At 71.9% G+C, this 19,981-nt stretch carries 16 protein-coding genes and 1 pseudogene; 10 read left to right on the plus strand and 7 right to left on the minus strand.

All coding sequences use genetic code 11. The features are described from left to right. Positions 1 to 6: 6 nt before the first annotated feature. The 5 genes from QF035_RS07195 to QF035_RS07215 all read right to left on the minus strand — a co-directional run bounded on the left by QF035_RS07195 (position 7) and on the right by QF035_RS07215 (position 3,156). Positions 7 to 825 (minus strand): WD40 repeat domain-containing protein, encoded by an 819-nt coding sequence (locus QF035_RS07195; RefSeq protein WP_307519054.1) that lies wholly within the window; start codon positions 823 to 825, stop codon positions 7 to 9. A 73-nt stretch (positions 826 to 898) separates the two neighbouring features. Further along, positions 899 to 1,777: a WD40 repeat domain-containing protein gene (locus tag QF035_RS07200; protein WP_307519056.1), complete on the minus strand. Its 879-nt coding sequence runs from the start codon at positions 1,775 to 1,777 to the stop codon at positions 899 to 901. A 26-nt stretch (positions 1,778 to 1,803) separates the two neighbouring features. Next, positions 1,804 to 2,082 carry an nSTAND1 domain-containing NTPase gene (locus QF035_RS07205; RefSeq protein WP_307519057.1) on the minus strand — a complete coding sequence of 93 codons (279 nt, stop codon included), beginning with the start codon at positions 2,080 to 2,082 and terminating at the stop codon, positions 1,804 to 1,806. After that, the gene (locus QF035_RS07210) at positions 2,079 to 2,744 is read right to left on the minus strand and encodes a caspase family protein (RefSeq protein ID WP_444968446.1); all 666 of its coding nucleotides are present in this window, start codon (positions 2,742 to 2,744) and stop codon (positions 2,079 to 2,081) included. The genes QF035_RS07205 and QF035_RS07210 overlap by 4 nt, the downstream gene beginning before the upstream one ends. Before the next feature lie 22 nt (positions 2,745 to 2,766). Next, positions 2,767 to 3,156 (minus strand): effector-associated constant component EACC1, encoded by a 390-nt coding sequence (locus QF035_RS07215; protein ID WP_307519059.1) that lies wholly within the window; start codon positions 3,154 to 3,156, stop codon positions 2,767 to 2,769. Between the two features lie 267 nt (positions 3,157 to 3,423). Here QF035_RS07215 and lanKC point away from each other — a divergent pair, with 267 nt between their 5' ends. From lanKC to QF035_RS07235, 4 genes are all read left to right on the plus strand, one after another. Beyond that, on the plus strand, positions 3,424 to 6,129 hold the full coding sequence (gene lanKC / locus QF035_RS07220; protein ID WP_307530939.1) for a class III lanthionine synthetase LanKC: 2,706 nt from the start codon (positions 3,424 to 3,426) through the stop codon (positions 6,127 to 6,129). A gap of 81 nt (positions 6,130 to 6,210) precedes the next feature. Further along, positions 6,211 to 6,327: a SapB/AmfS family lanthipeptide gene (locus QF035_RS07225; protein WP_055617622.1), complete on the plus strand. Its 117-nt coding sequence runs from the start codon at positions 6,211 to 6,213 to the stop codon at positions 6,325 to 6,327. Further along, positions 6,318 to 8,138 carry an ABC transporter ATP-binding protein gene (locus tag QF035_RS07230; protein ID WP_373466613.1) on the plus strand — a complete coding sequence of 607 codons (1,821 nt, stop codon included), beginning with the start codon at positions 6,318 to 6,320 and terminating at the stop codon, positions 8,136 to 8,138. The genes QF035_RS07225 and QF035_RS07230 overlap by 10 nt, the downstream gene beginning before the upstream one ends. Positions 8,139 to 8,254: 116 nt before the next feature. Continuing rightward, entirely contained in the window at positions 8,255 to 10,168 is a 1,914-nt protein-coding gene (locus QF035_RS07235) for an ATP-binding cassette domain-containing protein (protein WP_373466932.1), read from the plus strand. Here the strand turns inward: QF035_RS07235 and QF035_RS07240 are convergent. Further along, positions 10,094 to 10,753, minus strand: a pseudogene (locus tag QF035_RS07240) (LuxR C-terminal-related transcriptional regulator); the annotation flags it as partial. The gene QF035_RS07235 and the pseudogene QF035_RS07240 overlap by 75 nt on opposite strands. 128 nt (positions 10,754 to 10,881) lie before the next feature. On the opposite strand from QF035_RS07240, the gene QF035_RS07245 reads away from it, so the two are divergent. Continuing rightward, positions 10,882 to 13,053, plus strand: a complete 2,172-nt coding sequence (locus QF035_RS07245) for a SpoIIE family protein phosphatase (protein ID WP_307519061.1) — start codon at positions 10,882 to 10,884, stop codon at positions 13,051 to 13,053. A 172-nt stretch (positions 13,054 to 13,225) separates the two neighbouring features. On the opposite strand, the gene QF035_RS07250 is transcribed toward QF035_RS07245, so the two are convergent. Further along, entirely contained in the window at positions 13,226 to 14,560 is a 1,335-nt protein-coding gene (locus tag QF035_RS07250) for a S1 family peptidase (RefSeq protein WP_307519062.1), read from the minus strand. 185 nt (positions 14,561 to 14,745) lie between these two features. Here QF035_RS07250 and QF035_RS07255 point away from each other — a divergent pair, with 185 nt between their 5' ends. From QF035_RS07255 to QF035_RS07275, 5 genes are all read left to right on the plus strand, one after another. Then, positions 14,746 to 15,159, plus strand: a complete 414-nt coding sequence (locus QF035_RS07255; RefSeq protein WP_307519063.1) for a PaaI family thioesterase — start codon at positions 14,746 to 14,748, stop codon at positions 15,157 to 15,159. Between the two features lie 218 nt (positions 15,160 to 15,377). Further along, on the plus strand, positions 15,378 to 16,073 hold the full coding sequence (locus tag QF035_RS07260) for a type 1 glutamine amidotransferase domain-containing protein (protein WP_307519064.1): 696 nt from the start codon (positions 15,378 to 15,380) through the stop codon (positions 16,071 to 16,073). A gap of 505 nt (positions 16,074 to 16,578) precedes the next feature. Then, entirely contained in the window at positions 16,579 to 16,794 is a 216-nt protein-coding gene (locus QF035_RS07265; protein WP_055617627.1) for a hypothetical protein, read from the plus strand. A gap of 107 nt (positions 16,795 to 16,901) precedes the next feature. Next, complete coding sequence (locus tag QF035_RS07270) at positions 16,902 to 17,708, plus strand: HlyD family efflux transporter periplasmic adaptor subunit (protein ID WP_307519065.1); 807 nt, start codon at positions 16,902 to 16,904, stop codon at positions 17,706 to 17,708. A 143-nt stretch (positions 17,709 to 17,851) separates the two neighbouring features. Further along, positions 17,852 to 19,969, plus strand: a complete 2,118-nt coding sequence (locus tag QF035_RS07275) for an NHLP family bacteriocin export ABC transporter peptidase/permease/ATPase subunit (protein ID WP_246575645.1) — start codon at positions 17,852 to 17,854, stop codon at positions 19,967 to 19,969. The last annotated feature ends 12 nt before the right edge of the window (positions 19,970 to 19,981 follow it).

Raw genomic sequence — 19,981 nt, forward strand, 5'->3', positions numbered from 1 at the left:
CCGCAATTACAGCGCTTCCGGGACGGCGGCGCAGCCCCTGTGACCGTTCGGAGGCAGGTCATGGGTCGGGCGGCACCCCGAGGCGGGGCTCCGGGAGGCCCTGCCGGCCCGTATGTCTCCGTATGTCTGGAACTGCGATCGGGTCCAGAGGCACGGCGTGTCCAGGAGCACGGCGCGTCTAGGAGCACGGCGTGTCCAGGAGCACGGCGTGTGGAAGGCGACGTCCGGCATCAGCTTGTGCCAGCGGTCCCGGTCGACGGAGGGCCCCACCACCTCGCAGATGTGGCGCGTCGCCCGGCCGGCGTCCAGGTCCCAGAGGCGGATCGTGTCGTTTCCGCTCGACACGAGGGTGCTTCCGCTCGGGGAGAAGGCGGCCGTGATGGCGCCCAGCGTGTGGCCGGTGAGCGTGGCGGTGCGCCGCTTGGAGGCGATGTCCCGGAGCTGGACCGTCCCGTCGGAGTTCGCGACAGCCAGGGAGGTGCCCTTGGCGTCCACGGCGATCCCATAGACCGTTCCGTCCGAGATGTCGAGCGTCGCGCGCCTGGTGCGTGTGCGGACGTCCCACAGGTGGACCGTCCCGTCGTTGTTGCCCGTGATCAGGGTACGGCCGTCCGGGGCATGGACGACGTCGAACGTCATGCCGGCGCGGTTGTCGAGGACCGCCAGGGAGCGTCCGGACCGTGCGCCCCACAGGCGCAGGGTGCTGTCCTCGCCCACCGAGGCGATCGTGCGGCCGTCGGGGCTGAAGTGGACGGCCTGCGCCTTCCGCTTCGGGCTGGTCGTGTCGAGGACCGCGACGGAACGACGCGATCCGGTGTCCCACACCCGCACCTTGCCGGAGGGGTCCGGCCGAGGCCAGCAGGCCGTCGTCGGGGCTGAAGGCCAGGCCCCAGGTCAGTTACCCGGCGTCGGGCAGCGAGGCGACGTGCCGCTGGGTCCTCAGGTCCCACAGGTCGACGGATCCGTCGTGGGTGTTGTAGGCCGCGATCCACCGGCCGTCGTGGCTGACCGCGACACGGTACTGCGCGGCGTCGGGGCGGAGCGTCAGGACGGAGGTGTCGGTGGACCAGAGGCGCACCGTGCGGTCGACGCCACCGGTGGCGATCCTCTTGCCGTCCTTGCTGAACGCGACGGTGAGCACGGCGTCGGCGTGGCCGGTGAACTCGGTGACGTACTGCCCGTCCTCGACGGTCCAGATCTCGGTGTCCCCGGTGTCGTTCCCCACGGCGACCAGCCGGCTGTCCGGGCTGAAGACGACCGAACGGACCTGAGCGGGGTTGGAGTCCACGTCGCTCCGCAGCCGTCGCCGGACGACGTCCCAGAGTTTCACCTTGCCGTCCGTCCCTCCGGAGACGACGGACGCTCCGGAGGGAGCGAAGGCCACGGTGGTCACGCTGTTGGTGTGTCCTTCGAGCACCGCGAGTGCCTCTCGCTCCCGCGTGTCCCCCAGGCGTACGGTCCTGTCGTCCCCGCCGCTGGCCAGGGTGCGGCCGTCGGGGCCGAAGGCGAGGGCCAGGACGCCGCCGTCCTCGACGCCTTTCCCGTGGCCCGTCAGCCGTGCGAGCCGCTTGTCGGTGTCCGGCGCCCAGAGGGCGATGGTGGCGTCCCTGCCCCCGACGGCCCGCAGCTTGCCGTCCGGCGAGAACGCCACCGCCGTGAGCGCTCCCTGATTCCCGCTCAGGACGGACCCACGACGATGTGGGGAGGTGTTCCACAGGCGCACCGTCCCGTCCGCGCCACCCGCCGCCAGGTACCACCCGTCCGGCGAGAAGGCCACGGACGGGACAGCCTTCCGGTGCCCCGTCAGGACGGCGACACGTCGGCGCGTGGAGAGGTCCCACAGCCGTACGGTCCGCGGCGCGGCCAGTTCTCCTGAGAGCTGCCGGTCACCGCGGACAGAGCCGTGGCGAGGGACCGCAGGGGGGTGGCGGAGGGGGTCAGCAGCACGTGCGGCCAGGTGCGGGACCCCGGGACGGGCACCGCGCCCGACGCCAGGGCCGGCAGCAGACCCGCGCGCAGCAGTGACGACTTGCCCGACCCGGACGGACCGAGCACGAACAACGGCCCGGTCTTCGCCGTCAACGCAGGGTCAGGTAGGCGGGGGCATCGGGCTCGCCTTCGCGGAGCAGGGCGATGAGTTCGCCGCTGAAGGCTGTGTGGGGCTGTCCGGGCGGCGCAAGCGCGCGCTCCTCCCCGCCCGTCGACGTCAGTACGTAGGCGCCGTGCACCCTCGCCGGCTGGGCGGCCTCACCGTCCGTCCCCCCGCCGGCCGTGTCCTCGCCCGCCGCGGGGCCCAGTGTGCCGATCGCCCGGCCCGAGTAGCAGCAGTCGAGCACCACCACGATGGACCGGGCGGGGCTGGAAAGCAGGCAGTCCCGCACCCCCGCGTAGGCCAGGGCCGTGTGGGACAGGCGGTTGGTGCGCCGGTCGGTGTACCGCGTGGCCAGATGGAGGCCGCCGCCGGGACTGACGAGTCCGTGGCCCACGTAGTAGACGAACAGGACGTCCGCGGCCTGTTCGGCCTGGTCCGCGAGAGTGAGTCCCAGTTCCATGGGGTCGGCCGGATCGCGGACGACGACGAGGTTCTGCTCGTCCAGCCCGCACCGCTCCACGAGCAGTTGTCCCAGATCCGTGAGCGTGCCGGCGACGGCCGGCACCGAGGGCAGTCCGGCCCCGTCGGGATGGGAACCCGTGCCGATGAGCAGCGCGCGGCTCCCGGAGGAGGCCAGCGCGGGCAGGAGCAGCCGTCCGGGGCGCTCGGAGAGGTCACTCGTCCGACTGGCCCCGCAGCTCGTGAGTACGGCTGAGGCCCTCCGCCAAGTCGGCGACCAGAGCCTGCAGTTCCTCCGCGTCCGCCACCCGGACCCGGCCGGTGGACACCTCGACGGTGATGCCGGTCGTCGTGGTGACCGAGCACGTGATGTCGACGCCGCGCCGGCGTTTCCACCCGACGAGAGCGGCGACGAAGGCGCCTATGCCTCCTTGGACGACGGCTATCAGGACCTCCTGGACCACCGGGCCCAACGTCCCTTCCTCCGGCGGCGGTTCGACAGTTCGCACCCTGCCGCGCAGCTCCCGTTCCGCGGTGAGCCACAGGGCCAGCGAACGCAACTGGCCGGACTGGGTGGCTCCGTCGAGACGCACGCTCACATCCATGGGGTCCCCCTTCGCACCGTGATAGGCGCACCGCCATTGGCAGAGACCTGTGATGGTGCCAGCGGTCCGCGCCATAAGCGCCGGTCAAGCTCTAATTGGCTATCCATGAGGCAAATGCGGCGATCTGCGGCACTGCTCCGACCGCGACCGCTCGAAAGCGACCGAACACGACTCGACCCGTGCATTCCTCACGGTCACCTCGTGACAGCCGTGACTGTCCGGGCTCCCGGCGGGGTGGAAGGCTCGGCAGCCGTCGAGGGGAATGCGATGGACGAGCGGTACGAGGTCTACGCGCTGGCCGACAGGTTCTTCTACGAGACGCCCGACCGGCTGACCGGGGAGGGGCGCGGCGAAGCGCCCGGCTACGAGACGGCCCGGCGGGCGGTGCCCGAGGGATGGCGCGCGGCCCGGATCGGGGACTGGCTGACGATGACTCCCGTCGACGGGGAGGGCAGGCCACGGTCCGGCCCGGTCCAGGGATGGAAGATCCACGCCTCGGCCACCCGGGAGAACGCGGAGCGCATCGCGGCGGCCGTGTGGGACTACTGCGTGCCCCGGCTGATCCCCTTCAAGTTCGTGCCGGGTCCGCATCTGCTGCATCTGCGGAACGTCAAGTACGCCGCCCGCGACACGAGCGGCAAGTTCGTCACCGTCTATCCGGCCGACGAGGATCAACTCCAGGTCGTACTGGAGGAGTTGGGCGCACTCCTGAAGGGGCTCGAAGGGCCGTACATCCTCACCGACCTGCGCTGGAACGACGGTCCGCTGTATGTGCGCTACGGGGCGTTCGCACGGTCCTTCGTCGTCGACGAGCGCGGCAGGCTGGTGCCCGCGGTGACGGACGGCGAGGGTCGGCTCGTGCCGGACCGGCGGGCGCCCTCCTTCCAGGTGCCGGAGTGGGTGACCCTGCCCGCGTTCCTGGAACCGCAGCTCGCCGCGCGGAACACGACGACGGTCGGCGAACTGCCGTACCGCATCGAGAAGGCGCTGCACTTCTCCAACGGCGGTGGCGTGTACTCGGGCGTCGACACCCGCGACGGAAGCAGGGTCGTCCTCAAGGAGGGCCGGCCGCACGCGGGGCTCGCCGCCGACGGGGCGGACGCCGTCGCCCGGCTCGCCCGGGAGAAGTACGCGCTGGAGCGGGTGTCCGGGCTCGGTGTCGTACCCGAGGTGCGCGACTGGTTCCCGCTCGGTGACCACCGTTTCCTCGTCATGGACTTCCTGGAGGGCCGGCCGCTCAACTCCTTCTTCGCCGAACGCCATCCGTTGCTCACCGCCGACCCGGATCCCGTCGCCGTCGCCGACTACACGGCCTGGGCGCTGCGCGTTCACGGGCTGGTCGAGGAGGCGGTAGAGGCGGTGCACGCGCGTGGCATCGCCTTCAACGACCTGCACATGTTCAACATCATGGTCGCCCCCGACGAACAGTCGGTCGCGCTCCTCGACTTCGAGGCGGCGGCGCCGATCGAGGAGGGCGGACGCCAAGTCGTCGCCCATCCGGGGTTCTTCGCACCTCCGGACCGGACGGGCGCGGACGTGGACCGGTACGCACTGGCGTGTCTGCGGCTCGCGATGTTCATGCCGGTCACCACGCTGTTCGTGGTGGACCGCGCGAAGGCGGCTCACCTCGCCGAGGTCATCACCGGTCAATTCCCCGACGTACCACGGGAGTTCCTGACCGAGGCGGTCGCCGAGATCACCCGGGACCCCGCGTCCCCCACGACTGCCCCGCCCTTGTCCGCCCCGCCGTCACCTGCCGACGCCGCATCGTCCTCCGCGGCCGTCCTGCCGTCACCCGCGAACGCCTCACCGTACGCCGCGCTCGCCGAGCCCGGTGACTGGCCGTACAGCCGCGACTCGATGGTCAAGGCGATCCTCGCCTCGGCCACGCCGGAGCGCGACGACCGGCTCTTCCCCGGGGACATGGCCCAGTTCTCCGACGGCGGCGGACTCGGACTCGCGTACGGGGCCGCGGGCGTGCTGTACGCCCTGGCCGAGACCGGCGCGGACCGGTACGAGGAGGGCGAGCGCTGGCTGCTCGACCACACCGACCCGGTGCCGACGGGAACGCCGCTCGGGCTGTACGACGGCCTCGCGGGCGTCGCGTACGTCCTCGACCTGCTGGGGCACCGGCAGCGGGCGCTGGACCTCGTCGACACCGTGCTCAAGGAGAAGTGGCGGAAGCTGTCCTCCGACCTGAAGGGCGGGCTGGCCGGGCTCGGCCTGGTGCTCGACCGGCTGGCACGCACGACCGGGGAGCCGGAACTGGACCTCCGTGCGGCGGAGGTGGCGCGGATCCTCCGGGAGCGGGCGGCCGAGCCACGGCCCGAGCCGAAGAAGCGCCGCGCCGGACTCCTCCGCGGCGCGAGCGGGCCCGCGCTGTTCCTGCTGCGCCGGTACGAGTCGACCGGTGACCCCGAGCTGCTGACGTCGGCCGCCGAGGCGCTGCGACGGGACCTGGAGTGCTGCGTCGTCCAGCGGGGCGGCGGCCTGGAAGTCGACGAGGGCCGACGCACCATGCCCTACCTCGGCGACGGCAGCGCCGGAATCGGCCTGGTCGTCGACGACTACCTCGCGCACGCCGGCGACGGCCGAAGCGAGGACGGTCGGGACGAGAATGGCCAAGTCGCGCACGAACCGGACGCGTTCGAGCGAGCCCGCTCGCAGATCCTGACCGCCGCCACCTCGCGCTTCTACGCGCAGCCCGGGCTGTTCCAGGGCCGGGCGGGCATGATCCTCCACCTGAGCCGCACCGGCGCCGACCCCGGGCAGCTCGCCGCGCAGATCGCCGGGCTCGGCTGGTTCGCGATGCCCTACCAAGGCCAACTGGCCTTCCCCGGGCACCAGATGATGCGCCTCTCCATGGACCTGGGCACCGGAACGGCAGGGTGTCTGCTGGCGCTCGGCGCCGCCCTCGACGGTGAGGCCCTCGCCCATCTGCCGTTCCTCCCGCCGCCTCCACGGCGGCCCTGATACGCGGTTCCGCCATTCGGCGGAGTCGTGACACCAAACCCCGTCCCCACAGGGCGACTTCACAGAGAAAAGGACATCACCATGGCACTTCTCGACCTGCAGACGATGGAATCCGACGAGCAGACGGACGGCGGCGCGAACAGCACCCTCAGCCTGCTCTCGTGCATCAGCGCGGCCAGCGTCACCCTGTGTCTCTGACATCACCGCGTTCTCACGGCTCCGGGCGGTTCCCGACCCCAAGTGGGGAGGGGCCGCCCGGGGCCTCGCGCGGGGGTGCGCTGTTACGGGCGGCGACCCGGCACAGTGGCGTCCGCTGCGCGACCCTCACCTTCCTGTCCCTGGCCGGGACGGCGGCGGGCCTGCTGCTGCCGGCCTCGCTGGGCCGGGCGCTCGACGCCCTGCTGGCGGATCCCTTGGCGGATCCCTCCCGGGCGACCAACTGGGTGCTGTACTGCACCGCCCTGGTACTGGTGCTCGCCGTGCTCGACGCGTGCGAGACGGTACTGGGCGCGACCACGAACGCCCGCGCCACGGCGTGGCTGCGCGAGCGGCTCACCGGGCATGTCCTGGGCGTCGGTCCCCGGGCCGGCCACCGGTTCGGGCCGGGTGAACTCGTCGCACGCCTCGTCGGCAACGCCGCGCAGGCCGGAACGGCCCCCGCCACACTGGCCGGGCTCTTCGCCGCGCTGGCCGCCCCGCTCGGGGCGATCGTGGCACTCTGGCTGATCGATCCCCGGCTGGCACTCGTGTTCCTGGGCGGGGTGCCCGTCGTCGTGGCGGTGCTCCGGGCCTTCGCCCGCAACTCCTCGCGGTGCGTGGCGCGTTACCAGGACGCGCAGGGGCGGATCGCGGGCGCGCTGGCGGAGGCGATCGGCGGCGCACGCACCATCGCGGCGGGCGGGACCGCCGACAAGGAGGTGGCGCGCATCCTGCGGCCGCTGCCCGAACTGTCCCGCGAGGGCCACCGGATGTGGCGCGTCCAGGGGCGCGCCGCCGCACAGGCCGTCGGGGTGGCGCCCCTGCTGCAGATCGCGGTGCTGGCCACGGCCGGGCTGCTGCTCACCCAACACCGGCTCTCTGTCGGCGAGTTGCTGGCCGCCTCCCGGTACGCCGTACTGGCGACCGGCGTCGGCGTGCTCGTCGGCCGACTCGGCGGGCTGATCGAGGCCCGGGCTTCGGCCCGCCGCCTCGGCGAGGTACTGGAAGAGCCGGAGACTGCGTACGGGACACGTCATCTCCCGTCGAGGCAGGGGCAGTTGGAGCTGCGTGCGGTGACCGCCCAGAACCGCGGCGGCCGCACCGTGCTGCGCGGTGTCGATCTCGTCATCCCCGGCGGAACCACACTGGCCGTGGTCGGACGCTCGGGCGCGGGCAAGTCGCTGCTCGCCGCGCTCGCCGGGCGGCTGGCCGACCCGGACTCCGGCGAGGTGCTCCTCGACGGGGTACCACTGCGCGAACTGGACCGACACACACTGCGGCGCGCCGTCGGTTACGCCTTCGAACGCCCCGCCCTGCTCGGCGAGACCATCGAGGACACGATCGGCTTCGGCCACCCGCCACCGCCCCCGGACCGGGTCCGGGAGGCCGCCCGAACCGCCCGCGCCGACGACTTCGTACGCCGTCTCCCCCACGGTTACGCGACACCCTGCGCTTCGTCCCCCCTCTCCGGCGGTGAGGCCCAACGCCTCGGTCTGGCACGGGCGTTCGCGCGCGGCGGGCGGCTGCTGATCCTGGACGACGCGCTGTCGAGCCTCGACACGGTGACGGAACACCACGTCACAGAGGCGCTTTTCCGGCGCACACCGGGGTGCGGCCGCCTGGTCGTCGCCCACCGGGCGTCGACGGCGGCACGGGCGGACTCGGTGGCCTGGCTGGACGGCGGGCGCGTACGGGCCGTCGGCCGGCATGCGGAGTTGTGGGCACAGCCCGAGTACCGGGCCGTGTTCGGGAGCGATGCGGGCGACAACGCCAACTACACAGGCGACGAGCGGAACGGAGGGATTCCGTGAGCGGGGACCCATCGGCCGACCGGCGGCCCGGAGCCGAACCGCCCCGTCGTGCCCGGCGCTCCGACCGCACCACCTCGGACAGGCACAACAGCGTCCACCGGCGCGGGCTCCGCTTCCTGCGGGCCAGGCGGCGCGTGGTCGGGCGGCTCGCCGCGTGGTCCGTACTGGAGACGGCGCAGACCTTCCTCACCGGGTACGCGCTGGCGCGGGCCCTCGACGCCGGGTTCCTGGCCGGTCGGGTGGACGTCGGGCTCGGCTGGCTCGCGGCGGCCGCCCTCGCCGTGGTCGTCGGGGCGTACGGAACCGGGCGCGTCTACGGGGCCGTGGCCGCGCTGGTCGAGCCGTTGCGGGACCGGCTCGTGCGGCACGTGGTCGAGCGGGGGGTGCGGGACGCGGACCGGGGCGCGCTGTCCCGGCTCACCCAGCAGGTGGAGATCGCCCGGGACACCTTCGCCGGACTCGTCATGGTGTCGCGCTCGTTCGTGTTCACCGCCGCCGGCGCCCTGATCGGCCTGTTCTCGCTCGCGCCGGCGCTGCTGCTCGTGGTGGCGCCACCGCTCGTCGCCGGCGTGGCCCTGTTCACCCTGACACTGCGGCCACTGACCCGCCGCCAGGAGGCCTTCCTCGTGGCCGACGAGGAACTCGCCGACCGACTCGGCACGGTCTGCCCGGGGTTGAGGGACATCACGGCCGCCGGTGCCGAGGACCCGGTCGCCGCCGACGCGGGGGCGCGCATCGCGGCCGAGCAGTGCGCCGCACGGTCCCTGGCCCGCTGGGGCGTCCTGCGGGTGGTTGCCCTGGCGATCGGCGGACAGCTCCCTATCGTCCTTCTGCTCGCGACCGCACCCTGGCTCCTCGCCCACGGGGTCACACCCGGCGCCCTGGTGGGCGCCCTCGCCTATGTCACGCAGTCCCTGCTCCCGGCCCTCCAGAACCTGATCCACGGCCTGGGCACGAGCGGCTCCCGGCTGGCGGTCGTCCTCCGCCGGCTCGCACCCGACACTCCGGCACCCACCAAGTCCTCGGCACCCGTGAACGCCCCCGCGCCGGACACGACACCCGCACCGGGTCCCACCCCGCCCGGCCGCCCTCCCGCCGCCGTCACCCTCTCGTCCCTCACCTTCGCCTACGGCCCCGCCAGCGAGCCGGTGATCGACGGCCTCGACCTGTCCGTCCCCCACGGAACCCACCTGGCGGTAGTGGGCCCCAGCGGCATCGGCAAGTCCACGCTCACCGCCCTCATCGCCGGGCTCCTCGCACCGACCGGGGGCTCCGTCGGCATACACCCGGCGCCCGACCGCCCCGGGCCCGATCTCCCTGTGCCCGGCCACCCCGGGCACCCCACCCGCGTACTGATCCCGCAGGAGGCGTACGTCTTCACCGGGACGCTCGCCGAGAACCTCGGCCAGCTGCGGCCGGACCGGGTGCCGGAGCGGGAGTTGCTGGCCGCGGCCGAGGCCGTCGGGCTGAGCGCGCTGCTCGACCGGCTGGGCGGGCCGACGGCCGAGGTCGACCCGGGAGCCCTGTCCTCGGGCGAGCGCCAGCTCATCGCGCTGACCCGCGCCTACCTGGCGCGAGCCTCCCTCGCCCTGCTGGACGAGGCGACCTGTCACCTGGACCCGGCGGCCGAGGAGCGCGTGGAGCGTGCCTTCGCCCGGCGGGGCGGCACGCTCGTCGTCGTGGCCCACCGCATCAGCTCCGCCCTCCGAGCCGACCGGGTGCTGGTCATGGACGGCCGACGGACCGAGTACGGCAGCCACGACGACCTGCTGGAGCGGTCCCCGCTCTACCGCGATCTGGTCGGTGCCTGGTCGCCGGTCGGCGAAGCCCCGGCTGTCCCAGCCGCCCCGCCCGCCCACCGGCCGGGGACGTCACACCCAGCCCTCCCCCTGCGAGATCCGGATGGCGTCGACACGGTTGCGGGCGCCGGTCTTCCGCGTGATCGCCGCCATGTAGTTGCGTACGGTCCCGTTGGACAGATGGAGGCTTCCGGCGATCTCCGCGACGGAGGCCCCCTCGGCGGCCAGTGAGAGCACGCTCAGCTCCCTGCTGGTCAGCGGCATCCGGGCGGCCCTGAGGAACCCGAAGCCGAGCGAGTCGTCGACGAAGCGTTCGCCCGCGGCCACCCGTCGTATCGCGGAGACCAGCCGCTCCGGCGAGCCCTCCTTGTCGACGTAGCCGAGCGCCCCGGCGTCGAACGCGCGCCGCAGGAGACCGGGTCTTCGCGCTGTGGCCAGCACCAGCAGCCGGGGGCCCGAAACGCCCCGACCGCACAGGTCACCGAGCGGCGGCATCTCGTGCGAGTCGACGCGTTCGAGATCCGCCGCGCAGACGTCGGGCCGCAGCGATCGGGCGCTCCCGGGCGCACCGCGCCACTCGGCGTCGAACACCGTCAAGTCGGACACATGGCGCAGCCACTCCGCCAGGACCGACCGCACCAGACACACATCGTGCACCAGAAGCACCCGGATCACGTCCGTCCCTACCCCCTCCGCCTGCCGATTCCGTCGTGCTCTGCGCGTGTGCCCAATGCCAGGCGCGTCCCACTTCTCTCCTGTCCCGGGCGTGAAGAACCGGCCATGGTCGGTGACCGAGGCGCAATGGCCGGTGACCATGGCATCGAGGCCGGTGGCCGCGACGTCGAAGCCGGTGGCCGTGGCACCCAGAGGCCCCTCGCCGTGCGGGAAGCGCCCTCCCGAGGGAGCCTTGTGCCCTGGGCTCCTTCGCGTGTCCGTGGGAGGAGGTGGTCGGCGTGTCCGACTGGCAGGCGTCCGGGCAGGACCGGGACGCCGCCCCGCCGCCGGTCGGCCGGCCGCTGCTGTCGCTGACGCTCGCCGCGCTCATGGACGACGTGCACGCGCACTCGGGCGCGGTGTATCTGCTGACTCCCGGCGAGCCGGTCCTTGAGATGGCGGTGATGGCCGGTCTGCCCAGGGCCTTCGCGGCGCCCTGGGAGCGGGTGGGCCTGAGCGCGCCGATCCCGGTGGCGGAGGCGGCGCGCGACCGACGGCTCGTGTGGGTGGGCGGCGAGGAGGAGATGGCCCGCAACTATCCGCGGATCGCCGTCGTCCTGCCGTACCCGTTCGCACTGGCCGCACTGCCGGTGGCGACCGACAGGGCCACCTTCGGGGCGGTCTTCGTGACCTGGCCGGGCTCGCACCCCGCGGAGCTGTCCGACCGGGAGCGGGACCATCTCACCGCTGCCTGCGACCGGCTCGCGCTGCGCCTGGAGCGGGCCGTCGAGGAGGGCCGGCCGATCCATCCGGAGCCCGATCTGATCGCCCCGGCGTCGGTGGCGACGGTGGCCGGAACCCTCGGCACGGTGGAGGCGGCGCGGATGGTGGCGCGGCTGCCGTACGGGCTGTGCGCGCTCGATCTGCACGGCCGGATCAGCTTCGCCAACGCGGCGGCGGGCGACCTGCTCGGCCTGCCGGTCAGCGGGCTGCTTGGCACCCAGCTGTGGGCGACCGTGCCGTGGCTCAACGATCCGGTCTACGAGGACCGCTACCGGGCCGCGCTGCTCAGCCAGCAGGCCACGTCGTTCGTGGCGCTCCGGCCGCCCGCGGACTGGCTGTCGTTCCGGCTCTATCCCAGTACGAACGGGCTGAGCCTGCGCATCACCCGGGCGCGGGCCGTGGCGCGGGAGGGCCCCGCGGGATTCCGGCACGCGGACACCGGCACGCGCCTCGTGACCATCTCGCAGGTGCTGAGCCTGGCCGGGGCGCTCACCGAGGCGGTCGGCGTGCAGGACGTGGTGCAACTGGTCGCGGACGAGATCGCGCCCGCCGTCGGCAGCCAGGCACTGGTGCTCCTCGGCTCCCAGGCGGGCCGGCTGCACGTCCTCGGGCACCGCGGTTATCCGGATCCGCATGTCGTGGAGCGCTTCGACGGGATGCCGCTGACCGAGCAGACTCCCGGGGCGCACGCCCTGAGAAGCGGTGTGCCCGCCTTCTTCGACTCCCGTCAGCAGCTGGAGCGCCTCTACCCGGCCCGGAACTCCACGCCCGACGGCATGGCGGCCTGGGCGTTCCTGCCGCTCATCGCGTCCGGGCGGCCGGTGGGCACCTGTGTCCTCGCGTACGCCGACCCGCATCCCTTCCCGGCCGACGAGCGTGCCGTGCTGACCAGCCTGAGCGGACTGATCGCGCAGGCGCTGGACCGGGCCCGCCTCTACGACGCCAAGCACCAGCTGGCGCACGGTCTGCAGGCCGCGCTGCTGCCGCACTCGCTGCCGTCGCTGCCCGGCATCGAGGCGGCCGCCCGCTATCTGCCCGCGACACAGGGCATGGAGATCGGCGGGGACTTCTACGACCTCGTGCCGACGGGCGGCGAGGGAGCGACGGGCGGCCAGGCCGCGGCGGTGATCGGGGACGTGCAGGGCCACAACGTCACCGCGGCCGGCCTCATGGGGCAGATCCGTACCGCCGTACGTGCGTACACGACCGTCGGCCAGCCGCCCGGGGAGGTCATGAGCAGCACCAACCGGCTGATGATCGACCTGGGTACGGAACTCTTCGCGAGCTGTGTCTACCTGCGTCTGGACCCGGCGCACGGGCAGCTCGTGATGGCCCGGGCGGGCCATCCGCCGCCCCTGCTGAGAAAGCCGGACGGCAAGGTACGGGTCCTGGACCTGGCCGGCGGGCCGCTGCTCGGCATCGACCCGGCCGCCACCTACCCGACGACCGACGTCGCGCTGCCGCCCGGGTCGCTGCTCGCCCTCTACACCGACGGGCTGATCGAGTCCCCCGGCGTCGACATCGAGGACGCACTGGCCGGCCTGGCCCAACGCCTCAGCGAGATCGGCGACCGCCCTCTCGACGAGGTCGCCGACTCCCTCGTGGAACACAGCGGAACGGCAGAACAACGGGTGGACGACGTGGCACTACTCCTGCTCCGCGCCCGCCCCGCCCCGTAAGAGAGGCCCGACAAAGGCGCCCTTCAGGGGCGCGGGGAACTGCGCGACCAGCCACATGCGGCCCGCAGACGACACACCACCCCGAGCCGGCCCCACACACGGAGCGGCCCGGCCCCCGGGGGGACCGAGCCGCTGCAAACCAACGAGGCGCCGTTACCGACGTACGTTCAGGTCACTGGTTGTTCGTGAGACCCGACTCGTCGTCCACACCGTCACCGTTCTGGTCCTCGACCTGCCCGTTCTGGTCCTCGACGCCGCCGACCTGCTCCTCGCCGCCGACCTCTTCACCGCCGACCGCGTCACCACCGGCACCGGCCTCTTCACCAGCGCCGGCCTCCTCACCGGCACCAGCCTCTTCACCAGCGCCGGCCTCCTCGCCGGCACCGGCACCCGCGTCGCCCGCACCGAGGGTCGCGCCGACCGCGGCCAGCGCGGTGGTCACCGGCTGGAAGAATGTCTCGCCGCCGACGGTGCAGTCGCCGCTGCCGCCCGAGGTCAGGCCGATCGCGCTGCCGTCCGCGGTGAACAGGGAGCCGCCGCTGTCGCCGGGCTCGGCGCAGACGTTGGTCTGGATGAGACCGGTGACCGTGCCCTCCGGGTAGTTCACGGTGGCGTTGAGGCCGGTGACCTCACCGTCGTTCAGGCCGGTGGTGCTGCCCATCCGGATGACGGCCTGGCCGACCGCGGCCTCCGCGGCCTGGGTGATCTCCACCGACTGCTGGCCGGTGTTCACCGTGCTGGGGGCCTCGGTCGCCGGGTCGTCGTACTTGACGAGGGCGAAGTCGCCGTCACCGGGGAACGTGGCGGCCTCGACCGTACCGATGGGCGCGCCTGCCTCGGAGTCCGACCACTGGGCCGCGGCGACACCGCAGTGCCCCGCCGTCAGGAAGGCCGGGGAGCCGTCGTCGGCGACGACGTTGAAGCCGAGCGAGCAGCGTGCGCCGCCGCCGAAGATGGCGTCGCCGCCCTCGACGAACGTCTTGAACGTGCCGGCCGACTTCTTGATGGTCGCCATGCCCGAACCGAGGGTGTTGACGGTCGACTCGAGCTGGTCCCACTTTGCGCCCGTGACGGTGCTGTCGGCGGTGACCTGGATCTTGTTCGTCCTGGGGTCGACGGCCCACGAGGTGCCGGGGATGGTCGCGTCGGCCTTCAGCGTCTGCGAGGCCGCCGTGAGTTCCTTCGTGCTGTTGTCGACCTGCTGGACGACGGCACCGGCCTCCTCGGCCTGGACGATGATGTTGTTGTCGTCGCCCACGACGTTGATGATGAGCTGCTGCTTGCCCGAGTCGTAGTAGGCACCGGCATAGGCTTCACCGAGCAGTTCGGCCAGCTGCGAGGCGAGGTCGGACGCCTCCGCGGCCTTCACCGTTCTGGGGGCGGCACCTTCCGTCGCATCGGTCTGGGACGCCATCGCGTTGGGCAGGATGAGTGCCGCCGCGCCGAGCGCCACCACGCTTCCTGCGGCTATGACGGCCTTGCGCTTGGGTATCCGCTTGTGACTCAACTTCTTGACCTCCTGGGGACTGGGGGGTCCGAGCCGCCGTCTGGCAGCTGACTGCGGGCGCCTGGATGGCTGTAGGTACGCAAGCGGTGCGTGTGGCGTTCAACGTCTTTCCTCAACTTCCTTTGCGAAAGCATGATTCAGCTGTCCCGGGTGACCGGCCGCCGATGCCGGGGAACAATGCCCGCATGACGCTGACCACCGCTGATGCGGACAAGATCCTCTCGGTGAACTTCGCTCCCTGGGTTCTCGAACTCGGTCTGTCGGTCGAGGAGTTGGGGGACGGCCGGGCGCTGCTGCGGCTGCCCTGGTCCGATCGGCTGGCCCGGGAGGGCGGCTCGCTGTCCGGGCAGGCGCTGATGGCCGCGGCTGACACGGCGACGGTGATCGCGGTGTCGGCGGCGCGCGGTGCGTACGGGCCGATGACCACGGTCCAGCAGTCCACGACGTTCCAGCGCGCGGTCACGGACGCGGACGTCCTGATCGAGGCGGTCGTGACGAAACTGGGCCGCCGGATGGCCTTCGCCGACATCACGATGACCGCCGAGGGCACGGAGGAGATCGCGGCCCGCGCGAGCACGGTGTACGCGCTGCTCGGCTGATCCGCGGCCCACTGCCGGGCCCGGAGCTGCCCATTGCCGGGCCCGGATCCGTTTCCCGACCGGGATCCGCCACGCATTCCAGTTGCGGGTGACGAAAGGACGACATTCGGGCGCACCGACGGCCATTCGGGTCTATTCCCGTGATGCCATTGGAAATCCGATGCCCTCCAATGGATCCCCTATTGGATCTCCGTGTCCCGTCGGCCTACCTTCGAGGCATGGCAAAAATTCTTTTCGTAGTGACCGGTACCGACTTCTGGACCCTCGCGGACGGCACCAAGCACCCGACCGGCTTCTGGGCCGAGGAGGCCGTCGCCCCGTACAAGGCGTTCAAGGCGGCGGGGTACGAGGTCGTCGTGGCCACCCCGGGCGGCGTCGTGCCGACCGTGGACCGGGGCAGCCTGGCTCCCGAGTTCAACGGCGGCGAGGAGGGCGCCGCCGAGGTCGCCGCCGCGCTCGGCTCGTTCGCCGAGCTGCAGCACCCCATCCGTGTGGAGGACGTGGACCTGGACGAGTACGCGGCCGTCTTCTACCCCGGCGGCCACGGCCCCATGGAGGACCTCGCCGTCAACGCCGACTCGGGCCGGCTCCTCACTCTCGCCCTGGAGTCCGGCAAGCCGCTCGGTGTCGTCTGCCACGCCCCGGCCGCGCTGCTGGCCGCCACGAAGGAGGACGGCTCCAACGCCTTCGCGGGCTACCGGCTGACCGGCTTCACCAACACCGAGGAGACCCAGGCCGGTTTCGCCGACAAGGCCAAGTGGCTGCTGCAGGACCGGCTGGTGGAGGCCGGCGCCGATTTCCAGGAGAGCGAGCCGTGGGCGCCGTACGTGGTCGTCGACCGCAACCTCGTCACGGGCCAGAACCCCGCCTCCTCGGCGCCGCTCGCCACCGAGCTCCTGAAGAAGCTCGGCTGACGCCACTCCCGTAACTCGGGTAACGCCACTCCCGCAACAGAGGCCATCGGCTTGCACTCCGCCACCACGCGGTAACAGCCCGTTCGGGCCAGGGAGCGGAATCCTGGCTTCAGCAAATCTGCACATCGAATACGCACGCGGGTCACGGCACGCGACGAATCCACACAGTGGAGCGTCGCGTGCCGCGTCTTTGGAGAGGTGTGCCCGATTCGGGCCGGCACTCTTTGTTGCCGAAATGTGAATCACCCCGGGGGCATGTGAAGAAGTCGCCACCGAGACGTGCGCACGCCTGCACCGTTGAGTCGATCCGGCTCTCAAATGCCCTGATCACATGGGTCGTTGATTGGATGAGTAGCGCGGCAGCGTGCTTTGATCCATTGCACCGCGGGGGTCGTTCGACGGTTCCCGGTTCCGGGTTCCGGACGCCCGCGATCGCGGCCGTCCATCTGTCCCCAGAGGGGGCCGCTCCCCCCTTGTGAATATCAATAGGAAGGGAAGTTCCATCATGAACTCCACCCCCCAGGTTGCCACCGTCGAGATCTCCGACGCTGAGCTCGACAACGTCTCCGGTGGCCTCTCGGTCAACGCGCTCGGCACCGTCACGGGCGTCGTCGACGGCATCGCCCCGGTTTCCGGCCTGGTCGACACCGTCGTGGGCACCGTTGAGGGCGCGACCGGCCTGAACACCGCCCCGGTCACCGGCCTGGTCGCCGGCATCTGATCACTCTGTGATCGCATAGCGTGCCGTGAGTCCCGGAACCGCTTCCCGGTTCCGGGACTTACGGATGTCGTAGTTCGGATCTCATTTCTCGCAGGTGAGGGAAGACCGTGCAGTTCCGCCAACAGGCCCTCGCCAAGCTGCAGTCGCCGGAGGAGCTCGACCTCCCGGTGCGCTTCGCCCGCCCCCAGGGCTGGCTCGTGCTGTTCGTGACGGTGGTCGTCATGGCGGCCGCGTCGGTCTGGGCCGTGACGGGCTCCGTGGCGTCCACGGTGAGCGCGCCCGCCATCCTCACGCACGGGCAGGGCAGTTACCTCCTGCAGAGCCCTGTCTCCGGCCAGGTGACCGCGGTCGTCGCCGAGCAGGGACAGCGGATCGCCGCGAACGCCCCCGTCCTCAAGGTCCGTACGGCGAAGGGCGAGACGGTCGTACGCAGTGTCGCCGCGGGCCGGGTCACCGGGCTCGCCGCCACGATCGGCGCGATCATCAGCACGGGTACGAACGTGGCCGCCGTGGAGAAGGTCGCCGACGCCGACGACCCGCTGTACGCGACGGTGTACGTGCCCGCCGAGAACGCCGCCACGATTCCCTCGGACGCGGCCGTCGACCTCACCGTCCAGTCCGCGCCGACCCAGCAGTACGGGGTGCTGCGCGGCCATGTGAAGTCGGTCGACCGGGCCGCCCAGTCGGAACAGCAGATCGCCGCCTTCCTCGGTGACAGCCAGTTGGGTGAGCAGTTCACGAAGAAGGGCAGGCCGGTGGCCGTCCTCGTCCGGCTCGACCGTTCGTCGGGCACGAAGTCCGGCTACAAGTGGTCGTCGGCCGACGGTCCGCCGTTCCGGCTGAGCTCCATGACCGTGGGCTCCGGCTCGATCCGCCTGGAGGACCAGCGCCCGATCGATTGGCTGCTGCCGTGAGCGCGACCGACGAGACCACCACCGCGGCCGGCCGGGGGTCACAACTGCCGCCGCCCGTACGGGGCCGCCGCAAGGCCACCCCGCCCAAGCGCCCCGTCCCCAAGGGCCGGGTCAAGACTGTCCGTACGCCCACCGTCCTCCAGATGGAGGCCGTGGAGTGCGGCGCCGCCTCGCTCGCGATGGTCCTAGGTCACTACGGACGGCACATCCCGCTGGAGGAGCTGCGCATCGCCTGCGGCGTCTCGCGGGACGGCTCCCGGGCCAGCAACCTGCTGAAGGCTGCGCGGAGTTACGGCCTGACGGCCAAGGGCATGCAGATGGACACGGTCGCGCTCGCCGAGGTGCGGGCTCCGGCGATCCTGTTCTGGGAGTTCAACCACTACGTCGTCTACGACGGCATGGGGCGCCGTTTCGGCCGGCGCGGTGTACACATCAACGACCCCGGCAAGGGCCGTCGTTTCGTGCCCATGGAGGACTTCGACACCAGCTTCACCGGTGTCGTGCTGGTCCTGGAGCCGGGTCCGGACTTCAAGAAGGGCGGCCGCAAACCCGGCGTCATGGGCGCCATGCCGGCCCGGCTGCGCGGCACGTCGGGCACGATGCCCGCCGCCGTCCTGGCGAGCCTGCTGCTGGTCGCGGTCGGCGCGGCGGTGCCCGCGCTCAGCCGTACGTACATCGACATGTTCCTGATCGGCGGGCAGACGTCGCTGCTCGGGGTGCTGTTCTCGTCGATGGGCGCGACGGTGCTGCTGACGGTCGTGCTGACCTGGCTGCAGCAGACGAACCTGCTGCGCGGCCGCATCATCTCGTCCACGCTCAGCAGCGCGAAGTTCCTCCGGCATCTGATGCGGCTGCCGGTCACCTTCTTCTCCCAGCGCAGCCCGGCCGACCTGGTGCAGCGTCTCCAGTCCAACGACGCGGTGGCCGAGACCCTGGCCCGGGACCTCGCGGCGGCGGGCGTGGACGCGGTGGTCGTCGTCCTCTACGCCGTGCTGCTCTACACCTACGACCCGCAGCTCACGGCCGTGGGCATCGGGGTCGCACTGCTCAACATCGTGGCGATGCGGGTGGTGATCCGGCTGCGTGCGACGCGTACGGCCAAGCTGCGCGCCGACAGCGCGCGGCTGACCAACACGGCGTACACGGGCCTCCAGTTGATCGAGACGATGAAGGCGACCGGCGGCGAGGAGGGCTACTTCCGCAAGTGGGCCGGGCAGCACGCCACCACGCTGGAGGAGCAGCAGCGGCTCGGTGTGCCGAGTGCCTGGCTGGGGGTGGTCGCGCCGACCCTCGCGACGCTCAACAGCGCGCTGATCCTGTGGATCGGCGGTATGCGGGCCGTGGAGGGGCACATATCCGTCGGTCTGCTGGTGGCGTTCCAGGCGCTGGTGACCCGCTTCACCGCGCCGATCACCCGGCTCAACGGCGTCGCGGGCCGCATCCAGGACTTCGCGGCCGACGTGGCCCGTCTGAAGGATGTGGAGAACTTCGCGGCCGATCCGCTCTACTCGCGCCGCGGCGGGGGCGACAGCACGCGCAGGCTGCACGGCCATGTGGAGCTGGAGAACATCACGTTCGGCTACAGCCCGCTCGACAAGCCGCTGCTGTCCGGCTTCTCGCTGACGGTCGGCCCGGGCCAGCAGGTCGCCCTGGTCGGTGGCTCGGGCAGCGGCAAGTCGACGGTGTCCAGGCTGATCTCGGGGCTCTACGCGCCCTGGGAGGGCGTGATCCGTATCGACGACCAGCGTCTGGAGGACATCCCGCGCGGCGCGCTCGCGGCCTCCGTCTCCTTCGTCGACCAGGACGTGTTCCTCTTCGAGGGCTCGGTCCGCGACAACATCGCCCTGTGGGACCCGTCGGTCCCGGACGAGGCCGTGGTCGCCGCGCTGGAGGACGCGGCTCTGTACGACGTGGTGATGCGCCGCCCGGGCGGTATCCAGAGCCGGGTCGAGCAGGACGGGCGGAACTTCTCCGGCGGTCAGCGTCAACGCCTGGAGATCGCACGGGCGTTGGTGCGCAGGCCCAGCATCCTCGTGCTCGACGAGGTGACGAGCGCCCTGGACGCGGAGACCGAGCAGCTCGTCATGGACAACCTGCGCAAGCGCGGCTGTGCCTGCGTGGTGATCGCGCACCGGCTCAGCACCGTGCGCGACAGCGACGAGATCGTGGTGCTCCAGCACGGCACGATCGTGGAGCGCGGGCGTCACGACGCCCTGGTGGCGGCCGGCGGCGCGTACGCCGAGCTGGTCAGGGAGCGATGAGATGACGTCCGC

Origin of the sequence: Streptomyces umbrinus (genome assembly GCF_030817415.1) — a bacterium.
In the GTDB taxonomy this organism is placed as follows: domain Bacteria; phylum Actinomycetota; class Actinomycetes; order Streptomycetales; family Streptomycetaceae; genus Streptomyces; species Streptomyces umbrinus_A.

Coding starts and splice junctions, on each gene's coding strand:
- QF035_RS07215 (WP_307519059.1), bottom strand. CDS start 3,156: ATGGATGTGAGCGTGCGTCTCGACGGAGCCACCCAGTCCGGCCAGTTG.
- lanKC (WP_307530939.1), top strand. CDS start 3,424: ATGGACGAGCGGTACGAGGTCTACGCGCTGGCCGACAGGTTCTTCTAC.
- QF035_RS07225 (WP_055617622.1), top strand. CDS start 6,211: ATGGCACTTCTCGACCTGCAGACGATGGAATCCGACGAGCAGACGGAC.
- QF035_RS07255 (WP_307519063.1), top strand. CDS start 14,746: ATGACGCTGACCACCGCTGATGCGGACAAGATCCTCTCGGTGAACTTC.
- QF035_RS07260 (WP_307519064.1), top strand. CDS start 15,378: ATGGCAAAAATTCTTTTCGTAGTGACCGGTACCGACTTCTGGACCCTC.
- QF035_RS07265 (WP_055617627.1), top strand. CDS start 16,579: ATGAACTCCACCCCCCAGGTTGCCACCGTCGAGATCTCCGACGCTGAG.
- QF035_RS07275 (WP_246575645.1), top strand. CDS start 17,852: ATGGAGGCCGTGGAGTGCGGCGCCGCCTCGCTCGCGATGGTCCTAGGT.